This is a genomic window from Roseateles sp. UC29_93 (assembly GCF_042695725.1).
Classification (GTDB): Bacteria; Pseudomonadota; Gammaproteobacteria; order Burkholderiales; family Burkholderiaceae_C; genus Roseateles; species Roseateles noduli_A.
Map to the genome: position 1 here is coordinate 324,617 of NZ_CP170545.1, position 15,847 is coordinate 340,463.

The 15,847-nt window shown below is 66.6% G+C and carries 18 protein-coding genes and 1 pseudogene; 6 read left to right on the forward strand and 13 right to left on the reverse strand.

Going from position 1 to position 15,847, the window contains the following annotated elements; genetic code table 11:
* Nucleotides 1–111 precede the first annotated feature (111 nt).
* Genes ACFJIX_RS01485 through ACFJIX_RS01495 form a run of 3 tightly spaced genes read right to left on the reverse strand, consistent with a single transcriptional unit; the run spans nucleotide 112 to nucleotide 1,316 of the window.
* Entirely contained in the window at nucleotides 112–411 is a 300-nt protein-coding gene (locus ACFJIX_RS01485; RefSeq protein ID WP_377157199.1) for a hypothetical protein, read from the reverse strand.
* A 6-nt stretch (nucleotides 412–417) separates the two neighbouring features.
* Nucleotides 418–1,044: a hypothetical protein gene (locus ACFJIX_RS01490; RefSeq protein ID WP_377157200.1), complete on the reverse strand. Its 627-nt coding sequence runs from the start codon at nucleotides 1,042–1,044 to the stop codon at nucleotides 418–420.
* Nucleotides 1,041–1,316 carry a hypothetical protein gene (locus ACFJIX_RS01495; protein WP_377157202.1) on the reverse strand — a complete coding sequence of 92 codons (276 nt, stop codon included), beginning with the start codon at nucleotides 1,314–1,316 and terminating at the stop codon, nucleotides 1,041–1,043. The genes ACFJIX_RS01490 and ACFJIX_RS01495 overlap by 4 nt, the downstream gene beginning before the upstream one ends.
* Before the next feature lie 613 nt (nucleotides 1,317–1,929).
* On the opposite strand from ACFJIX_RS01495, the pseudogene ACFJIX_RS01500 reads away from it, so the two are divergent.
* Both ACFJIX_RS01500 and ACFJIX_RS01505 read left to right on the forward strand, forming a co-directional pair.
* Nucleotides 1,930–2,168: pseudogene (locus ACFJIX_RS01500) on the forward strand (transposase); the annotation flags it as partial.
* Between the two features lie 614 nt (nucleotides 2,169–2,782).
* Nucleotides 2,783–3,250 (forward strand): glycine zipper 2TM domain-containing protein, encoded by a 468-nt coding sequence (locus ACFJIX_RS01505; protein ID WP_377157203.1) that lies wholly within the window; start codon nucleotides 2,783–2,785, stop codon nucleotides 3,248–3,250.
* 80 nt (nucleotides 3,251–3,330) lie between these two features.
* On the opposite strand, the gene ACFJIX_RS01510 is transcribed toward ACFJIX_RS01505, so the two are convergent.
* The 10 genes from ACFJIX_RS01510 to cyoA all read right to left on the reverse strand — a co-directional run bounded on the left by ACFJIX_RS01510 (nucleotide 3,331) and on the right by cyoA (nucleotide 10,993).
* On the reverse strand, nucleotides 3,331–3,504 hold the full coding sequence (locus ACFJIX_RS01510; RefSeq protein ID WP_377157204.1) for a DUF86 domain-containing protein: 174 nt from the start codon (nucleotides 3,502–3,504) through the stop codon (nucleotides 3,331–3,333).
* Nucleotides 3,505–3,511: 7 nt separating this feature from the next.
* A complete protein-coding gene (locus ACFJIX_RS01515) occupies nucleotides 3,512–3,694 on the reverse strand; it encodes a DUF86 domain-containing protein (RefSeq protein ID WP_377157205.1) in 183 nt (60 codons plus the stop codon).
* A complete protein-coding gene (locus tag ACFJIX_RS01520) occupies nucleotides 3,691–3,981 on the reverse strand; it encodes a nucleotidyltransferase family protein (protein WP_377157206.1) in 291 nt (96 codons plus the stop codon). The genes ACFJIX_RS01515 and ACFJIX_RS01520 overlap by 4 nt, the downstream gene beginning before the upstream one ends.
* Before the next feature lie 87 nt (nucleotides 3,982–4,068).
* On the reverse strand, nucleotides 4,069–4,641 hold the full coding sequence (locus tag ACFJIX_RS01525; RefSeq protein ID WP_377157207.1) for a response regulator transcription factor: 573 nt from the start codon (nucleotides 4,639–4,641) through the stop codon (nucleotides 4,069–4,071).
* Nucleotides 4,628–6,037: an ATP-binding protein gene (locus ACFJIX_RS01530; protein WP_377157208.1), complete on the reverse strand. Its 1,410-nt coding sequence runs from the start codon at nucleotides 6,035–6,037 to the stop codon at nucleotides 4,628–4,630. The genes ACFJIX_RS01525 and ACFJIX_RS01530 overlap by 14 nt, the downstream gene beginning before the upstream one ends.
* 10 nt (nucleotides 6,038–6,047) lie before the next feature.
* The gene (locus tag ACFJIX_RS01535; protein WP_377157209.1) at nucleotides 6,048–6,806 is read right to left on the reverse strand and encodes an SURF1 family protein; all 759 of its coding nucleotides are present in this window, start codon (nucleotides 6,804–6,806) and stop codon (nucleotides 6,048–6,050) included.
* Nucleotides 6,806–7,204 carry a cytochrome o ubiquinol oxidase subunit IV gene (gene cyoD, locus ACFJIX_RS01540; RefSeq protein WP_377157211.1) on the reverse strand — a complete coding sequence of 133 codons (399 nt, stop codon included), beginning with the start codon at nucleotides 7,202–7,204 and terminating at the stop codon, nucleotides 6,806–6,808. The genes ACFJIX_RS01535 and cyoD overlap by 1 nt, the downstream gene beginning before the upstream one ends.
* Complete coding sequence (gene cyoC, locus ACFJIX_RS01545) at nucleotides 7,201–7,809, reverse strand: cytochrome o ubiquinol oxidase subunit III (RefSeq protein ID WP_377157213.1); 609 nt, start codon at nucleotides 7,807–7,809, stop codon at nucleotides 7,201–7,203. The genes cyoD and cyoC overlap by 4 nt, the downstream gene beginning before the upstream one ends.
* A 38-nt stretch (nucleotides 7,810–7,847) precedes the next feature.
* Nucleotides 7,848–9,842, reverse strand: a complete 1,995-nt coding sequence (gene cyoB, locus ACFJIX_RS01550; RefSeq protein WP_377157215.1) for a cytochrome o ubiquinol oxidase subunit I — start codon at nucleotides 9,840–9,842, stop codon at nucleotides 7,848–7,850.
* A 65-nt stretch (nucleotides 9,843–9,907) separates the two neighbouring features.
* Nucleotides 9,908–10,993: a ubiquinol oxidase subunit II gene (cyoA, locus tag ACFJIX_RS01555; RefSeq protein WP_377157217.1), complete on the reverse strand. Its 1,086-nt coding sequence runs from the start codon at nucleotides 10,991–10,993 to the stop codon at nucleotides 9,908–9,910.
* 205 nt (nucleotides 10,994–11,198) lie between these two features.
* Here cyoA and ACFJIX_RS01560 point away from each other — a divergent pair, with 205 nt between their 5' ends.
* From ACFJIX_RS01560 to ACFJIX_RS01575, 4 genes are all read left to right on the forward strand, one after another.
* On the forward strand, nucleotides 11,199–12,557 hold the full coding sequence (locus ACFJIX_RS01560) for an MFS transporter (protein ID WP_377157218.1): 1,359 nt from the start codon (nucleotides 11,199–11,201) through the stop codon (nucleotides 12,555–12,557).
* Between the two features lie 217 nt (nucleotides 12,558–12,774).
* Nucleotides 12,775–13,281, forward strand: coding sequence for a MarR family winged helix-turn-helix transcriptional regulator (locus ACFJIX_RS01565; RefSeq protein ID WP_377157219.1), 507 nt, complete (start codon nucleotides 12,775–12,777; stop codon nucleotides 13,279–13,281).
* 25 nt (nucleotides 13,282–13,306) lie between these two features.
* Complete coding sequence (locus tag ACFJIX_RS01570; RefSeq protein WP_377157220.1) at nucleotides 13,307–15,592, forward strand: FUSC family protein; 2,286 nt, start codon at nucleotides 13,307–13,309, stop codon at nucleotides 15,590–15,592.
* Nucleotides 15,589–15,807, forward strand: coding sequence for a DUF1656 domain-containing protein (locus ACFJIX_RS01575; RefSeq protein WP_377157221.1), 219 nt, complete (start codon nucleotides 15,589–15,591; stop codon nucleotides 15,805–15,807). Before ACFJIX_RS01570 ends, ACFJIX_RS01575 begins: the two co-directional genes overlap by 4 nt.
* The last annotated feature ends 40 nt before the right edge of the window (nucleotides 15,808–15,847 follow it).

The following is a 15,847-nucleotide window of genomic DNA, read 5'->3' on the forward strand; positions in this document are numbered from 1 at the left end:
TCACGACAGTTTCGAGACCTGCCGCGCCGTGGCCCGATCGTGATTCACCAGCGCGGTCAAGGTCTCGAAGCGAATCTCCACCAACCCGAGGCGATCCTCTACGCGGATCGTCTAAGGGTCGCTGAGTTCGCGCGCGGGCGTCACGTCGATCCAGACGGACAGGCGGCCGGACGGCGCCCGACTGAACTTGCCAACCCGAAAGATGAATTGCTCGGCCCGGTAGATCGACTCGGCATGCAGTTGCCTGGGCACCGCGAAAACGTGCGCCTGCTCCTGGCCGCGCAGCGGGTCGAATCCCTCCCGCACATGTAGAGCCCGTCGAGCGGCGCCGCGCTGCTCGCCGCCGACGACAGGCTCGGCAACGCCGCGAGCGCGGTCTTCAATGGCGTGGTCCTCACGTCGACTGGTCACCGTCTCTCATTTCATCAATCTGACGCCCGCCGCCATGAACGGCTGGCCCGGGACCGCGTCGCACATGACATCGTCGAACCGCCGTTCGACTTGGCGCGTGTGATTCACCAGTGCAACCAACGACTTGAATCGGATCGCCACCAGTCCCCGGCGGTCCTCCACGTAGAGCGTGTACGGGTTGGCGTACTCGGGCGGTGGCGTCACCGCGATCTCGGTCGCCCAACGGCCGGAGGCGCCCCGATGAAAAGGGGCCACCCGGATCTCCTGGTCATAGATGTGAGATGTCCCCGGCCGGAGTCGCATGGAAACGGGGAACTCGTGGGTTTGCTCCTCGCCGCGCAGCGGATCCAGCCCTTCGCGAATGCAGGAGAGCCCCTTGGCGAGTCCTTCGCACCCGATGAGTACCGTCGAGATGGTCTCGCTGCCCTGGCCGTCACTGGGCTTGCTATCCCAGAAGGTCTTCTCGATGCGGCCCGTCTGCAGATCAATGACGATCTGACCTTCCGGATCGTGGCAACTGAACTCGTGACGCCCGGTTGGGACGACGACCGCCTCGACACCGGTGCCCAACAGCAGCAGTCCAGCGACAAATCCCCGCTTCAGTAAGAACGGGTACATGACTATCCGCTTCATGGGTTGCCTCCTCGTTCGATCAACCGCACTCCGCTGAACAAGGTGGGTTCCTTCGCGTTCGCCATGCAGTCCACCGTGCCGAAATGGCGTGCAGCCTTGCGGCGGACATTCGCCGGCCCGATCAGTGACTCGAATCGGATACCAACCAAGCCGTGTCGATCCTCGACACGCAGGGTGTAGTGCCCGCTCAGGTTGCGCGAGGGAATGACCTCGATGTCGGTGGCCAGCAGGCCGGATGCATTGCGATGAAATGCCCCCCACACTGAAGGCATAACCCTCTACCTCGTAGTGCTCGCCAGCATGCAGGCGCTTTGGAAACGCGAAGACATGCGTCTGCTCCAGCCCCATCCGCGGATCGATTCCCTCGCGCAGGCAGAACAGAGATGCAGTGCCGCATCGGACAGGCACGGTGAGAAGCCGTTCGAAGCCTTTGCCATCCGAGGGCTGAGCCTCATGAAAGACCTTGCCGATGGCGGCCCCCGCATATGAATTGACGAGCATGCTCCCACGGTCGCCGCAGTTGAAGCGGTACAACCCATCGGCATGGGCCGCCACGCCTATCGACAGCAGCGAACACGCGAGGATGGCGGTCGGTCCAGTGACATGCACGACTGTTTCTCCCTATCGGCAGCTCGGGGTCGTCTACTTCAACATCTGCCGGATGGCGGTGTCAAAGGGTCCGTTATGTGCCTTGTCGTTGTATTGCGGATCAGCGCCCCGGTTCCAACGGTACACATTTGAAGGCCCCCTGGCGTCGTTCGTCAGGTGTATCGCCTCGTGGAGAACAGGTGGGTGGAGTTCCCGTTGAACCCGGACCTAAGGAGACTCTGCAAATCCCGCGCTGATCTGCCGCAAGAGCGTGACGGTTCGGGGAGCATGCTGCACATGAAGCAGCTCGGATTTCGATTCAATCGCTCCACGAAGAAGACGCGCAAGCGCGAGTTTCTTGAGGAGATGGAGCACGTCGTGCCGTGGGGCGTCCTAATGCAGGTCGTGGACCCGTACTACTCGAAGGCCAAGACCGGGCGCCCGTTCCCGGTGGAGACGATGCTTCGGATCCACTATCTGCAGCAGTGCTTCGCCTGCCCGATCCGGCGATGGAGGAAGCGTTGCACGACGTGCCTCCCTTAAGTTCATCTACGGCCTGTAGCGGCCGTTTCGATGCGTGCAGTCCAATGTAAGGGAGTAGTCCACCGCATATGACTCCCCGGTTCGGGCGGTCAGTGGCGGGAGGAGGATTGGTCAGCGCCCGCCGAGGGCCATGACCAGGTCAGCGGATCAGGGGTTCCCGCAGTGGTCGCCTGCCGCGCTCGGACGTGGAACCCGGTCTTGTAAACAACTTGCTTCGGAACTACCACCTGTGGACAACTTCGAAGTCCATCCCCCTGCGCGACCCCCATGGATTCGAGGGTCTACGCGGTGTTGACGCAGGGGGTGTCCATAGCAGGTCCTGCTGGCGAGCGTGCCGAAGTCGTCGCGCTTATATCTGCTCTAGCGCGACCTGCAGCCGATCCTCTCATCGCGCCGCAGTGCCCCGCACGCCTGGGAAGCCCCCTTGCCCGTGTTGCCGTTGCAGTCGTTCGCAAGCGCTTAAGAGCCTCCAAAGCCGACTCCTGTAGAGTCACCCCATGCCCTGTTGCGGGCGGCATGTCCCATGCCGGCGAGGTAAAGACTTGTTGCCTGGTCAACGGATGGTCACAGATGTTCGTTGGCCGGTGCATCGATTTGGAGAACTGAGATGAAGAAGCTGCTGATTGCCACGATGGTGGTGGCCCTGGCCGCCTGCACGACGACGAATCCCGACGTGATCCAGCGCGGCGACGCGCAGCGGCTGTCGCAGGTGCAGGACGCCACGGTGCTGTCCTGGCGGCCGGTGACGGTGGACGGCTCGCAGAGCGGCGTCGGCGCCGTTGCGGGCGCGGTGGCGGGTGGCGTGGCCGGCGGCAGCGTCGGTGGCAGCCGGGAAGGCGTGATCGTCGGTGTGCTGGGCGCGGTGGCTGGCGCGGCGCTGGGCAACGCCGTGGAGCGCAGCACGACGAAGGAACAGGCTGTCGAGATCCTGCTGCAGCTGCGCAACGGCGAACGCCGCGCGATCGTCCAGGCGCAGGGCAACGAGAACTTCGCCTCCGGCGAGCCGGTGATCATCGTCACCACCGGCGGCAAGTCGCGCGTGATGCGCGCGCCGCAGGCGACCCGGACGAACTGAGCGCCGCTCAAGGGAGCGCGTTGCACGCTCATCACGACGAAGGGGCCCCACGGCCCCTTCTTGCGTTTACATATTCACAATCAGCCATTGCCGGTCGCGGCAACCCGCAACGCTGGAAGTTGTTCCAGCAGGTTGACGATGTGCACGTCCACAGCCTCCCATACCAAGTCGACATCGATGTCGCTGGCGCTGTGGGCGATACGATTGCGCATGCCCTTCATGAGCCGCCACGGCACACGCGCGTGTGCCGTCACGAACGGCTCATGCTCCTTCAGGAGCCTCGAGGCGGCTTCTTCCCAACACCAGCACATTGAAAAGCACAGCGTGTTGCGTCTTCTGGTCTGCCAGAAAGTCGGCCTTGCCGAGTCCGGTCACATGGTTGCACGCGAAGCTCGCGGCTTCCTGCATGTGTTCCAAATGGTCGAGCACGCTGAACCTGCTCATACGGGTCGCGCCTCCGCGAGAACCTTGCTGCGATATTTGATCGGCACTTCAGGCGGCGTCAGCAGGCACACGGGAACGCCCAACGCCTCTTCGAGGTCGAGGTAGAGTCCCCCGAGATCGAACAGCGACGCCCCGGGCAGCGCGTCCACCAACAAGTCCAGTTCCTCGTTGTCTTGATCCTTGCCATGCACCACCGAGCCGTACACACGCAGGTTGGTGGTGGGATATCGGGCCACGATCGCACCCAATTGGTCTCGCTTCAGAGCGAGTGCTTCAGAGGGCTTCATTCATGCTCCTTTCGCTGCGGAAAGCTCACCGCAGTCAGAAAAGGATAAGCCCGCTCCGGCGCGCTCAAAACGAGCGGTGTTGCGGAATCACTTCACCCGCTGCTTCTCGAGCTTGCGCGCCAGCGTGCGCCGGTGCATGCCCAGCCGACGCGCGGTTTCCGAGATGTTGAAGTCCGTCGCCGCCAGCGTCTCGTGGATGTGTTCCCACTCCAGCGTCTTGATGGACGTGGTCGCGCGGTCGGTGACCTCGACCTCGGCATCGCCCTGCGCGCGCGAGAACGCGGCCTCGATGTCGTCGGTGTTCGCCGGCTTGGCCAGGTAGTGCCGCGCGCCGAGCTTGATCGCCTCCACCGCCGTCGCGATGCTGGCGTAGCCGGTCAACACCACGATCACCATCTCCGGATCGTGCTCATGCAAGGTCTGCACGCACGCCAGGCCCGAACCGCCGCCCGCGAGCTTCAGGTCGACGACCGCGTACTCCGGCGCTTCCTCCGGTCCGCGGTCGGTCAGCAGCTTCTGCACCTGCTCGGCGCTCGTCGCGCGCAGCACCTGATAACCGCGGCGTTCGAACGAGCGCGACAGCGTCCGCGCGAACGCATCGTCGTCCTCGACGATCAGCAGCAGGCGGTCGGTATCGGTGACCAGGTCATCCGGCGTCATGGGCAGCATTGTCGGGGAGTCCAAGGGGGGCCAGCGCGGACAGGGGCATTCGGATCTCCACCTCGGCGCCGCCGCCCTCCTCCGCCGGCCGGTTGCGCGCTTGCAGCTTCCCGCCCAGCGAGCGGACCACGTTCAACGCGAGGAACAGCCCCAGCCCGCCGCCCGCGCGGCCCTTGCTCGATTGATAGGGCTTGCCGAAGCGCTCCAGCATCTCGGGCAGGAAGCCCGCGCCGCGGTCGCTCACCTGCAGCACCAGCTCGCCGTCCTGGGCAAGCGCGCGCAGCGTCACCGGCCGGCCCGGCGCGGCCTCGAGCGCGTTGTCCAGCACGTTGTCGATCATCTGCTTGAGCCCGACGTCCGACACGATGCGCACCTTCGGCAGGTCCGGCGCCGGCAGGTACGCCAGGCCGTGATGCGGCCGGGTCGCGCGCCAGTGCTCCGTCAGATCGTCGAGGAAGACCTGCAGCGTGGTCACCACCGGCGCCTCGCCGCGCAGCTCGCCCGCCGACATCAGGATCCCGCTGACGATCGCCTTGCAGCGGCGCAGCTGGATCTGCATCTCCTCGATCTCCTCGCGCAGCTCCGGATCGCCGGCGAACGGCGCCATCCGCGACCAGTCGCCCAGGATCACCGAGAGCGTCGCCAGCGGCGTGCCCAGCTCGTGCGCCGCGCCCGAGGCCAGCAGGCCCATGCGGACGATGTGTTCCTCCTCGGCCGCGCGCTGGCGCAGGTCGGCCAGCCGCGCATCGCGCTGGCGCAGGTTGCGCCCGATGCGCTGGATGAAGATCACCAGCAACGCCGCGTTGATCGCGAAGCAGATCAGCAGGCCGCCGATGTAGTGCGGCGGCAGCGCCAGCCCTTCCATGTCCGGCACCAGCAGCGGCAGGTGCCACTGCGTCAGCGCGACGAAGCAGCCGCCCGTCACCGCCACCGTGAACCAGATGTAGCGCGACGGCAGCAGCACCGCGCCCACCGCGATCTGCAGCAGGAACAGGAAGATGAAGGGATTCGTGACGCCTCCGCTGTAGTACAGCTGGCCGCTCAGCACCGCGATGTCGACGAGCAGGCCGGCAAAGAGCTCGGCGTTGCGCACGCTCGGCACCCAGCGCGTGCGCAGCCAGCAGGCGACGTTGAACAGCACCAGGATCGCCAGCAGCGTCAGCATCTCCGGCATCGGCAGCCGGATGTGCAGCGCGAAGTGCACCGACAGCACCGTGCCGAACTGACCCGCCGCTGCCAGCCAGCGCAGCTGCACCAGCTGCTGCAGGTTGTTGCGGCCGGCCTGCAGCGCGCCCTCGCCGGACGAGTCCGCGATGCCCAGCGTCCCGGCCGCGCCGTCCAGGTAGCGGCTGTCGTCGGGGTGGTCGTCGTCCGGATCGGGACGGCTCAGCGGCATGGAGGTCGCCTCAGTCCGCCGTGCGGCGGCGCTCCGCGCGCCACAGCCAGAGGCCCACGCCAGCAAGCATCGCCGCCATGGCGAACCACGTCAGCGCGTACTGCAGGTGGTGGTTGTTGAAGCGCACCACCGTCAGGCCGCCGCGCGGCCACTGGGTCTGGTCGTCCGCCGCGGCGGCGTCGACGAAGTACGGTGCCACCGGCCCCTCGACGACCTTGCGCGCCTTGGCGATCGCGTCGACATCGCGCGAGTACCAGCGGTCCTCCGCCGGCACGTTCCTGCGCAGCAGGCTGCCGCCCGGCTCGCTCAGGCGCAGCAGGCCGATGATGCGGTCCTCGCCCTGCGTCTCCGACGCCGTGCGCGACGCGCGGGTCTTGAATTCCGGCGGCACGAAGCCGCGGTTGACCAGCACCCAGTCGCCGCGCTCGGTGCGCAGCGGCGTCAGCACCCAGTAGCCGGTGCCGAGCTCGGTGCTCGCGCCGACCAGCGTCTCGCGCGAATGGTCGAAGGTGCCGGTGAGCGCGACCTTGCGGTACTCGTCGTCGACCTTGGTGATCGCGTCCCAGCGGTCCGCGCCGGGCGCGCGCTCGGGCGCGGCGGCCAGGCGCTTGTCCAGCCGGGCGATCAGGTCTTCCTTCCACGCCAGCCGCTGCACCTGCCAGACGCCGAGCGCCACGAAGACCGCAAACGAAAGGGCCGCGCCCAGCAGCAGCGCCCAGAAGGCGATGCCGCGGCGCGGCCGCTGCGGTTCCGGAGGGAACGCCGTCATCAGGGCATGTTGCGCATGTCGTGGACCGGCATCATGTTGCTGTTCAGGTGGAACATCACCCAGATCGAGCCGGCCAGCATGATCACCACGACGGCGATCGTGAAGATCAGCGACAGCATGGACCAGCCGCCCTCGACCTTCGAGTTCATGTGCAGGAAATAGACCATGTGGACCACGATCTGCACGACCGCGAAGCCCAGCAGCACGATGCCCATCGCCGCCGACGAGGAGATCGACTTGGTCATCACCAGGAAGAACGGGATCGCCGTCAGGATCAGCGACAGGATGAAGCCGATCAGGTAGCCCTTGACGGTGGCGTGGTAGCCGACGTCCTCGTGGTCATCGTGGCCGTGGCCATGCGCGTCATGACCGTGGTCGTGTTGGTGGTTGTTGCTCACGGCAGCACTCCCATCAGATAAACGAAGGTGAAGACACCGATCCAGATCACGTCCAGGAAGTGCCAGAACATCGACAGGCAGATCAGGCGACGCTTGTTCTCCTTGGTCAGGCCCAGCTTGGAGACCTGGATCATCAGCGTCACCAGCCAGATGCAGCCGAAGGTGACGTGCAGGCCGTGCGTGCCGACCAGCGTGAAGAACGAGGAGAGGAACGCGCTGCGCTGCGGACCCGCGCCTTCGTGGATCAGGTGCGCGAACTCATAGAGTTCCACCGCCAGGAAGCACAGGCCGAGCACGCCGGTGATCGCCAGCCAGGCCAGCGTGCCGGTCTTCTTGTTGCCCAGCATCTTGATCATGGCGAAGCCATAGGTGATCGAAGACAGCAGCAGGAAACCGGTGTTCAGCGCCACCAGCGGCAGGTCGAAGAGGTCGGCGCCCGACGGGCCGGCCGCGTAGCTGCGGCCCAGGACCGCATACGTCGCGAACAGCACCGCGAAGATGAGGCAGTCGCTCATCAGGTAGATCCAGAACCCGAGGAGCGTGCCGTGCTGCGGGTGGTGGTCGCCGTTGTCGTAGAACACCGGCGCGCCGGTGTTGTTCGTCATGGTCGTTGCTTGCATGTTGGAGTTCGCTCGCTGCGCAATCAGGCCTGGGCGGCCAGCACCTTGGTGCGGGCTTCTTCCGTGCGGGCCACTTCATCCGCGGGGATGTAGTAGTCACGCTTGTAGTTGAAGGTATGGACGATCGCCGCAATGACGGTCACCGCGAAGGCGACACCCGCCACCAGCCACATGTGCCAGATCAGGGCGAAGCCGAACAGCGTCGACAGGCCGGCCAGGATCACGCCGGCGCCGGTGTTCTTCGGCATGTGGATCTCCTTGAAGCCGCCGACCGGACGCTGGTGTCCGCGGGTCTTCATGTCGTGCCACGCGTCGTGGTCGTGGACCACCGGCGTGAACGCGAAGTTGTACTGCGGCGGGGGCGACGAGGTCGACCACTCCAGCGTGCGGCCCTGCCACGGATCGCCGTCGAAGTCGCGCAGCTGGTCGCGCTTGAAGTAGCTCACCACCAGCTGGATCAGGAAGCTGCCGATCCCGGCCGCGATCAGCAGCGCGCCGAAGGCGGCGATCTGGAACCAGATCTGGAACGACGGATCGTCGAAGTGGCTCATGCGGCGCGTCACGCCCATCAGGCCGAGCACGTACAGCGGCGTGAAGGCGACGAAGAAGCCGATCTGCCAGAACCAGAACGAGCACTTGCCCCAGAACGGATCCAGCTTGTAGCCGAAGGCCTTCGGGAACCAGAACGAGATGCCCGCCAGCAGGCCGAACAGCACGCCGCCGATGATCACGTTGTGGAAGTGGGCGATCAGGAACAGCGAGTTGTGCAGCACGAAGTCGGCCGGCGGCACCGCCAGCAGCACGCCCGTCATGCCGCCGATCACGAAGGTGACCATGAAGCCGACGGTCCAGTACATCGGGACCTCGAACTTGATGCGGCCGCGGTACATCGTGAACAGCCAGTTGAAGATCTTCGCGCCCGTCGGGATCGAGATGATCATCGTCGTGATGCCGAAGAACGAGTTGACGCTGGCCCCCGACCCCATCGTGAAGAAGTGGTGCAGCCACACCAGGTAGGACAGGATCGTGATCACGACGGTCGCGTAGACCATCGACGCGTAGCCGAACAGCTTCTTCTGGCTGAAGGTCGAGACGACTTCAGAGAAGATGCCGAAGGCCGGCAGCACCAGGATGTAGACCTCGGGGTGGCCCCAGATCCAGATCAGGTTGATGTACATCATGGCGTTGCCGCCAAGATCGGTCGTGAAGAAGTTGGTGCCGACGTAACGGTCCAGCGACAGCAGCGCCAGGGCCGCGGTCAGGATCGGGAACGAGGCCACGATCAGGATGTTCGAGCACAGCGAGGTCCAGGTGAAGACCGGCATCTTCATCATGGTCATGCCCGGCGCGCGCATCTTGATGATGGTCGCGATCAGGTTGATGCCCGAGAGCGTGGTGCCGACCCCCGCGACCTGCAGCGACCAGATGTAGTAGTCCACCCCCACGCCCGGACTGGCGAGCAGCCCCGACAGCGGCGGATAGGCCAGCCAGCCGGTGCGCGCGAATTCGCCGACGAACAGCGAGGCCATGCACAGCACGGCGCCGCCGGTGGTCATCCAGAAGCTGAAGTTGTTCAGGAACGGGAAGGCCACGTCGCGCGCGCCGATCTGCAGCGGCACGACGTAGTTCATGAAGCCCGTGATCAGCGGCATCGCCACGAAGAAGATCATGATCACGCCGTGGGCGGTGAAGACCTGGTCGTAGTGGTGCGGCGGCAGGAAGCCCAACTGGTCGCCGAAGGCGATGGCCTGCTGCGCGCGCATCATGAGCGCGTCGGCGAAGCCGCGCAGCAGCATGACCAGGCCCAGCACGATGTACATGATGCCGATCTTCTTGTGGTCGATGCTGGTCACCCAGTCGCGCCAGAAGGGGCCCCACAGCTTGAACTTCGTCATCAGGGCGAGGACGAAGAGGCCGCCCAGGGCGACCATCGCGAAGGTGCCGATCAGGATCGGCTCGTGCAGCGGAAGCGCCTCCAGGCTGAGGCGCCCGAAGATGAGCTTTTGAACGTCAATCATCTTGGATCTCTGTTGTGCTTGCGATCCCGGCGCGGCTGGTCACAGCGAACGCACCGGGAAGCCGGTCAGTTACGGGTGGCCGAGGCCTGCCATTGCGAGGCGTACTGCCCCGCGTTGTCAGGCGTGCACAGCGCGGCCACGAAGATCCGCTTCTGCTCGTTGCTCCAGGGCTTGCTGGCCAGGCCGTCGATGGCGCCCTTGCCGCCGCCGCCGGCGGCGTCGATGGCCATCATCTGGCCCATGCACATCTTGGAACCGTCGACGCAGCGATTGACGACCGCGTCGAACAGGCCGGGGGCGACGCTCGAGTAGCGGCGCACCGGCTGGCGCTCGGAGGGCTTCTCGAGATCGAGGTACAGCTCCTTGGTCAGCGCGACGCCGTCGGCCTTGTTGCGCTCGACCCAGGCGGCGAACTCGTCGTTGGACAGGCCGTGGAACTTGAAGCGCATGTGCGAGAAGCCGTCGCCGCTGAAGTTGGCGGAGAAGCCGTCGTACACGCCGGGCTTGTTGATCACCGCGTGCAGCTGGCTCTGCATGCCGGGCATCGCGTAGATCATGCCGGCCATGGCGGGCACGTAGAACGCGTTCATCACGGTCGACGAGCTGATCTTGAAGTGGATCGGGCGATCCACCGGCGCCACCAGTTCATTGACGGTCGCCACGCCCTGGTCCGGATAGATGAACAGCCACTTCCAGTCCAGCGCCACGACCTCGACGTTCAGCGGCTCGACACCGGCGGGGATCGCGCGCTGCGCGTCCAGCCGCTCCAGCGGGCGGAAGGGGTCGAGCTTGTGAGTGCTGATCCAGGTCATCGCGCCCAGCGCGATGATGATCAGCAGCGGCGCGCCCCAGATGATCAGTTCCAGACGGGTCGAATGGTCCCACTCCGGCGAGTAGGTCGCCTGGGTGTTGGACGCGCGGTAGCGGAAGGCGAAGACCAGCGTGAGGATGATCACCGGGACGATGATCAGCAGCATCAGCAGCGTCGATGCGACGATGAGCTGCGCCTGCTGGTTCGCGATGTCGCCCGAAGGTTTCATCACGACCATGTTGCAGGCGGTGAGGGGCAGCGCCAGGGCCAGCAGCCCGAGACGGGCCAGTGACCGGATGGGGCCGGCGGGACTTGTTTTTGCAGATGCTTTGAGGTACATGGGACTCAGCAGACCATCAGGCGTAGTTCACGCGGAACCCCCTTCCTCGCCTCGGGTTCCCGTCAGCGGAAACCGGGTGGGGTTTCTTCCGAAGGGAAAGCGATAAAGGGGAAAACGACACTTGTCGACCGTTGCACGCCGGGCGCAGATTTTGCCCGATTGACCAAAGCTAACTATTGGACATTTTGTCCCAGGTAGGAGACGTATGAACAGCAGCACCCTTCCGACAGCCGGGCAACACCTCGCGACCGTGGGGCAGCCGCTGCCGCGAGGCAGCGGGGTGGCGACGAAAGAGGAACAGGACGCGGTCGCCCCAGGCGACATCGCGGTGGGCGTGGTGATCGGACGGGCGTCCGAGTACTTCGACTTCTTCGTCTACGGCATCGCCTCGGTGCTGGTGTTCCCGTCGATCTTCTTCCCGCACATGGAGCGGCTGGAAGGGACGCTGTACGCCTTCGCGCTGCTGGCGCTGGCCTTCGTGGTGCGGCCGATCGGCACGCTGGTGGGCATGGAGATCCAGCGGCGCTTCGGCCGCAGCGTGAAGCTCACGGTGGCGCTGTTCCTGCTGGGGATCTCGACCTGCACGATCGCCGTCCTGCCCGGGTTCAACACCTGGGGCGGCGCGGCCATCGGCCTGCTGGCGCTGTGCCGGATCGGTCAAGGCCTGGCCCTGGGCGGCTCCTGGGACGGCCTGCCCTCGCTGCTGGCGCTGAACGCCCCCGAAGGCCGGCGCGGCTGGTACGCGATGCTGGGGCAGCTCGGCGCGCCGATCGGCTTCCTGATCGCCGCGGCGCTCTACGCCTACCTGTGGAGCAGCCTGGCGACCATCGACTTCCTGAGCTGGGGCTGGCGTTTCCCGTTCTTCGCCGCGTTCGCGATCAACGTCGTGGCGCTGTTCGCACGTCTGCGCCTGGTCGTGACGCACGAGTACGAGAAGAACCTCGAGGAGCATGAGCTCGACCCCTGCGACGTCGACGAGCTGTTCGAGAAGCAGGGCGCCACCCTGTTCATCGGCGCGTTCGCGGCGCTGGCCAGCTATGCGCTGTTCCACATCGTCACGGTGTTCCCGCTGTCGTGGGTGATGCTGTACGGCGACCAGAACGTCACCCAGTTCCTAGTCGTGCAGATCATCGGCGCCCTGCTGGCGGCAGGGGCGATGCCCATCTCCGGGCTGATCGCCGACCGGATCGGCCGGCGCAGCACGCTGGGCATGCTGGCCACGACGATCGGCATCTTCAGCCTGTTCGCCCCGATCCTGCTGGACAGCGGGACCATGGGCCAGAACATCTTCATCCTGGTCGGCTTCGTGCTGCTGGGGCTGTCGTATGGCCAGTCCTCGGGCGCGGTGACGTCCAACTTCCTGCCCCACTTCCGCTACACGGGCGCGGCGCTGACCTCGGACCTGGCCTGGATCATCGGCGCGGCCTTCGCCCCGCTGGTGGCGCTGGGGCTGTCGGCCAAGTTCGGACTGTGGGCGGTCACCGCCTACCTGCTGTCGGGCTCCATCGTCACGCTGGTGGCGCTGCGGACCAACCGCATGCTGACGATGAAAGACAAGGATTGACCCCCGGCGCGTCCGACGCCTTGCGCGCCTGACGCCCAAAGTCGCTACACGGGCTTGACAGCCCGCGACGCGAAAAAGCAACGGCCGATCGAGAGATCGGCCGTTTTCCTTTGTGCCTCGCCCACCGCGCACCGCGCTCGCCCGCCCGAGGCTGGTTTGAAGGACCACAAAAACCCTACTGAATTAGATAGCAAGCTACCTAATTAGAATCGCGGTCATGACGTCCTCGAACTCCAAGCCCCCTCGCACCTTGACGCGCACCGCGCGCGAGACCGCGCTGATGTCGATCGGCATGACGCTGCCCGTGCTGGAGCGGGCGTACCGCGCGAAGGCCAACCTGGCCATGGCCCATGTCGGCCTGTCGCAGGCGCTGGCCTGGCCCCTGGTGATGATCGGTCGCCGCGGCGACGGCCTGCGGCAGGGCGAGCTCGCGACGCTGCTGAGCATCGAAGGCCCGTCGCTGACGCGTTCGGTGGACCAGTTGATCACCGGCGGTTTCATCGAGCGCCACGAGGATCCCGACGACCGTCGCGCCAAGACGCTGCACCTGACGGCCTTGGGCGCGGACGCCTGCGAGCAGATCGAGGACACGCTGCGCGACCTGCGCAACGCGCTCTACGAGGGCATCCCGGACGCCGACATCGAAGCCGCGCTGCGCGTCTTCGCCACGCTGTCCGAGCGCGTCGGCGCGCCGAAGGCGATCGTGCCGCCGCGGCGCAAGTGACGCCGACTTCCGCAGCTCCTCAGTCATGAAGTTCCCCGCCCTTTCCTTGCCATCGCTGCGCATGCCGTCGCTGCCGCCCCTCCTGCGGCCGCGTTTCACCCGCGCCGAGTGGATCTTCTCGCTCAAGGCCTTCGCCGGCGCGATGCTGGCGGTGTGCCTGGCGAGCTGGGCCGGTCAGCCGCACCCCTTCTGGGCCATGATGACGGCGTACATCGTCGCCAACCCCATGGCGGGCGCCGTGCGGTCCAAGGCCGTCTTCCGCTTCTGCGGCACGCTGGTCGGGGGCACGGCGGCAGTGCTGCTGGTCCCGCGATTCGCCCATGCGCCGGAGCTGCTGAGCCTGGCCCTGGCGTTGTGGGTCGCGGGCTGCCTGACCCTGTCGCTGCACGACCGCACGCCGCGCGCCTACGCCTTTATGCTGGCGGGATATACGGCGGCATTGATCGGCTTCCCGTCCGTGGACGCACCGTCCTCGATGTTCGACACCGCCGTCGCCCGTGTCGAGGAAATCGGCCTGGGCGTGCTCTGCGCCACGCTGGTCCACAGCCTGGTCTGGCCCACCAGCCTGGCGACGTCGGTACTCGGGCTGCTGGATCGCACGCTGGGCGACACGCGCGGCTGGCTCACGGACATCGTCTCGCGCCGTGACGGCCGGACCGACCGCCGCCGGGTCGCCGGCGACATCACGCAACTGCGGCTGCTGTCCACGCACATCCCCTTCGACACCAGTCACCTGCGATGGACTGCGGAGGCCGTGCACGCGATGCAGGACCGCGTCGCCGCGTTGACGCCGCTGCTGGGCAGCATCGAGGACCGCCTTCAGGCGCTGGAGGCGCATGGCGGCGTGCCGGAAGACGTGCAGGCGCTGCTGGACCGCCTCGGCCCCTGGCTGGCGCTGTCCGCCGCCGATGCGCAGGCGCAACTGCCGGCGCTGCGCGCGCAACTCGCCGCCTTGACGGGCGACGCGCCGCGCGGACAACTCGCCGACGATCCCTGGGCCCGGCTGCTCCGCCTCGCGCTCGCCGAACGACTGTCCCAATTGCTCGACGGCTGGCTGCACAGCGTGCAACTGAGGGCCGACATCGACCGCGGCCTCGCGGGTGCCGCCGTGCCGTTGCGACCGTCGCCCGCGCCGAGCGGCGCAAAGCTGCACGTGGATCTGGGCATGGCGTTGTGGTCCGGCGCGGCGGCGCTGATCGCGATCCTCGTCTGTTGCGCCTTCTGGATCCTCACCGGATGGTCGTCGGGGTCGGGGGCCGCGCTGATGGCCGCGATCTTCTGCTGTTTCTACGCCTCGATGGACGACCCGGTGCCCGCGATCAATGGCTTCCTCACCTGGACCCTCTGGTCGCTGCCGGTCGGCGCGTTCTTCGTGCTCGTGGTGCTGCCGCTGGTCCAGGACATGTGGACCCTGGCCGTGTTGTGCGCGCCGGTGTTCCTGGTGCTCGGCGCCTTCCTTGGACGTCCGTCGACCGTTGGAGCCGCGCTGCCGTTCCTGTTCGGTGTCATGGGCACCCTGGTGATGCACGACTCGGCGCAGGCCGACCTGACGAGCTTCGTGAACGGAACGCTGGCCCAACTGGCCGGCGTTTTCGTGGCCTCGCGCGTGACACGGCTGATGCGCTCCGTCGGCGCGGACTGGAGCGCCCGCCGCATCCAGCGCGCGACCTGGCGCGAGCTCGACGACCTGGCCCGCCTGCCGCGATCCGCCGGCCGCGCGCAGGCCTACCTGCTGCGCATGCTGGACCGCATCGCGCTGCTCGCCCCGCGCGTGGCGCAGGCGGGCGGCTCGGTGCCGGGCGTCCCGACCGACGATGCGCTGCACGACCTGCGCGTCGGCGCCGACCTCGTGGCGCTCCAAGGCGCGCGGGGCCAGTTGCCGGGCGAGGTGACGCTGCCGCTGCAGCCCTTGCTGACGGCGATCGGCGACTGGCAGCGCGCGCGCATCGCCGGCGACGCCGACGCGATCGCATCGCCACCCGCCCTTCTGCTGGATCGACTGGACACGGCGCTCGCGCGTCTCGTCGAGGTCTATCCCACGTCCCGGTCGCTGCCGGCCGAAGCGATTCCGGCCGCCAGCGCGCTGACAGGCCTGCGTCGCAACCTGTTCCCGCAGGCGCCGGAGCCGCGACTGCCCATCGACGCGATCGTTTCCCCCGAGGGGCCGGATCGATCCGGAGAGGACGGACTTGCCGACGAGATGGAGCCGACCGACGGGAGCGAACCCATCGAAACGACCGACACGACCGACACGACCGCTTCGAGCGGCTCGAGCGGCTCGAGCGATCTGAACAAGGAGAACCCGGCATGACCGGCGCAGTGGATTTCTTCGGGCTCTACCTGCCCTGGCTGATGCCGCTCGCGGCGCTGGCGCTCCTGGCGCTGTCCGCCGTGCGGCGGCTGCTCGCATGGGCCGGCGCATACCGCTGGATCTGGCATCCGGCGCTGTTCGACCTCGCGGTCTACGTGCTGCTGCTGTGGGCCCTGAGCGTCGCCTCGCTGCGCGTGCTGCACGGGCCGGGATGACGACGCTGACAACCTGCCGCCTTCAACGAGCGACCTCTCC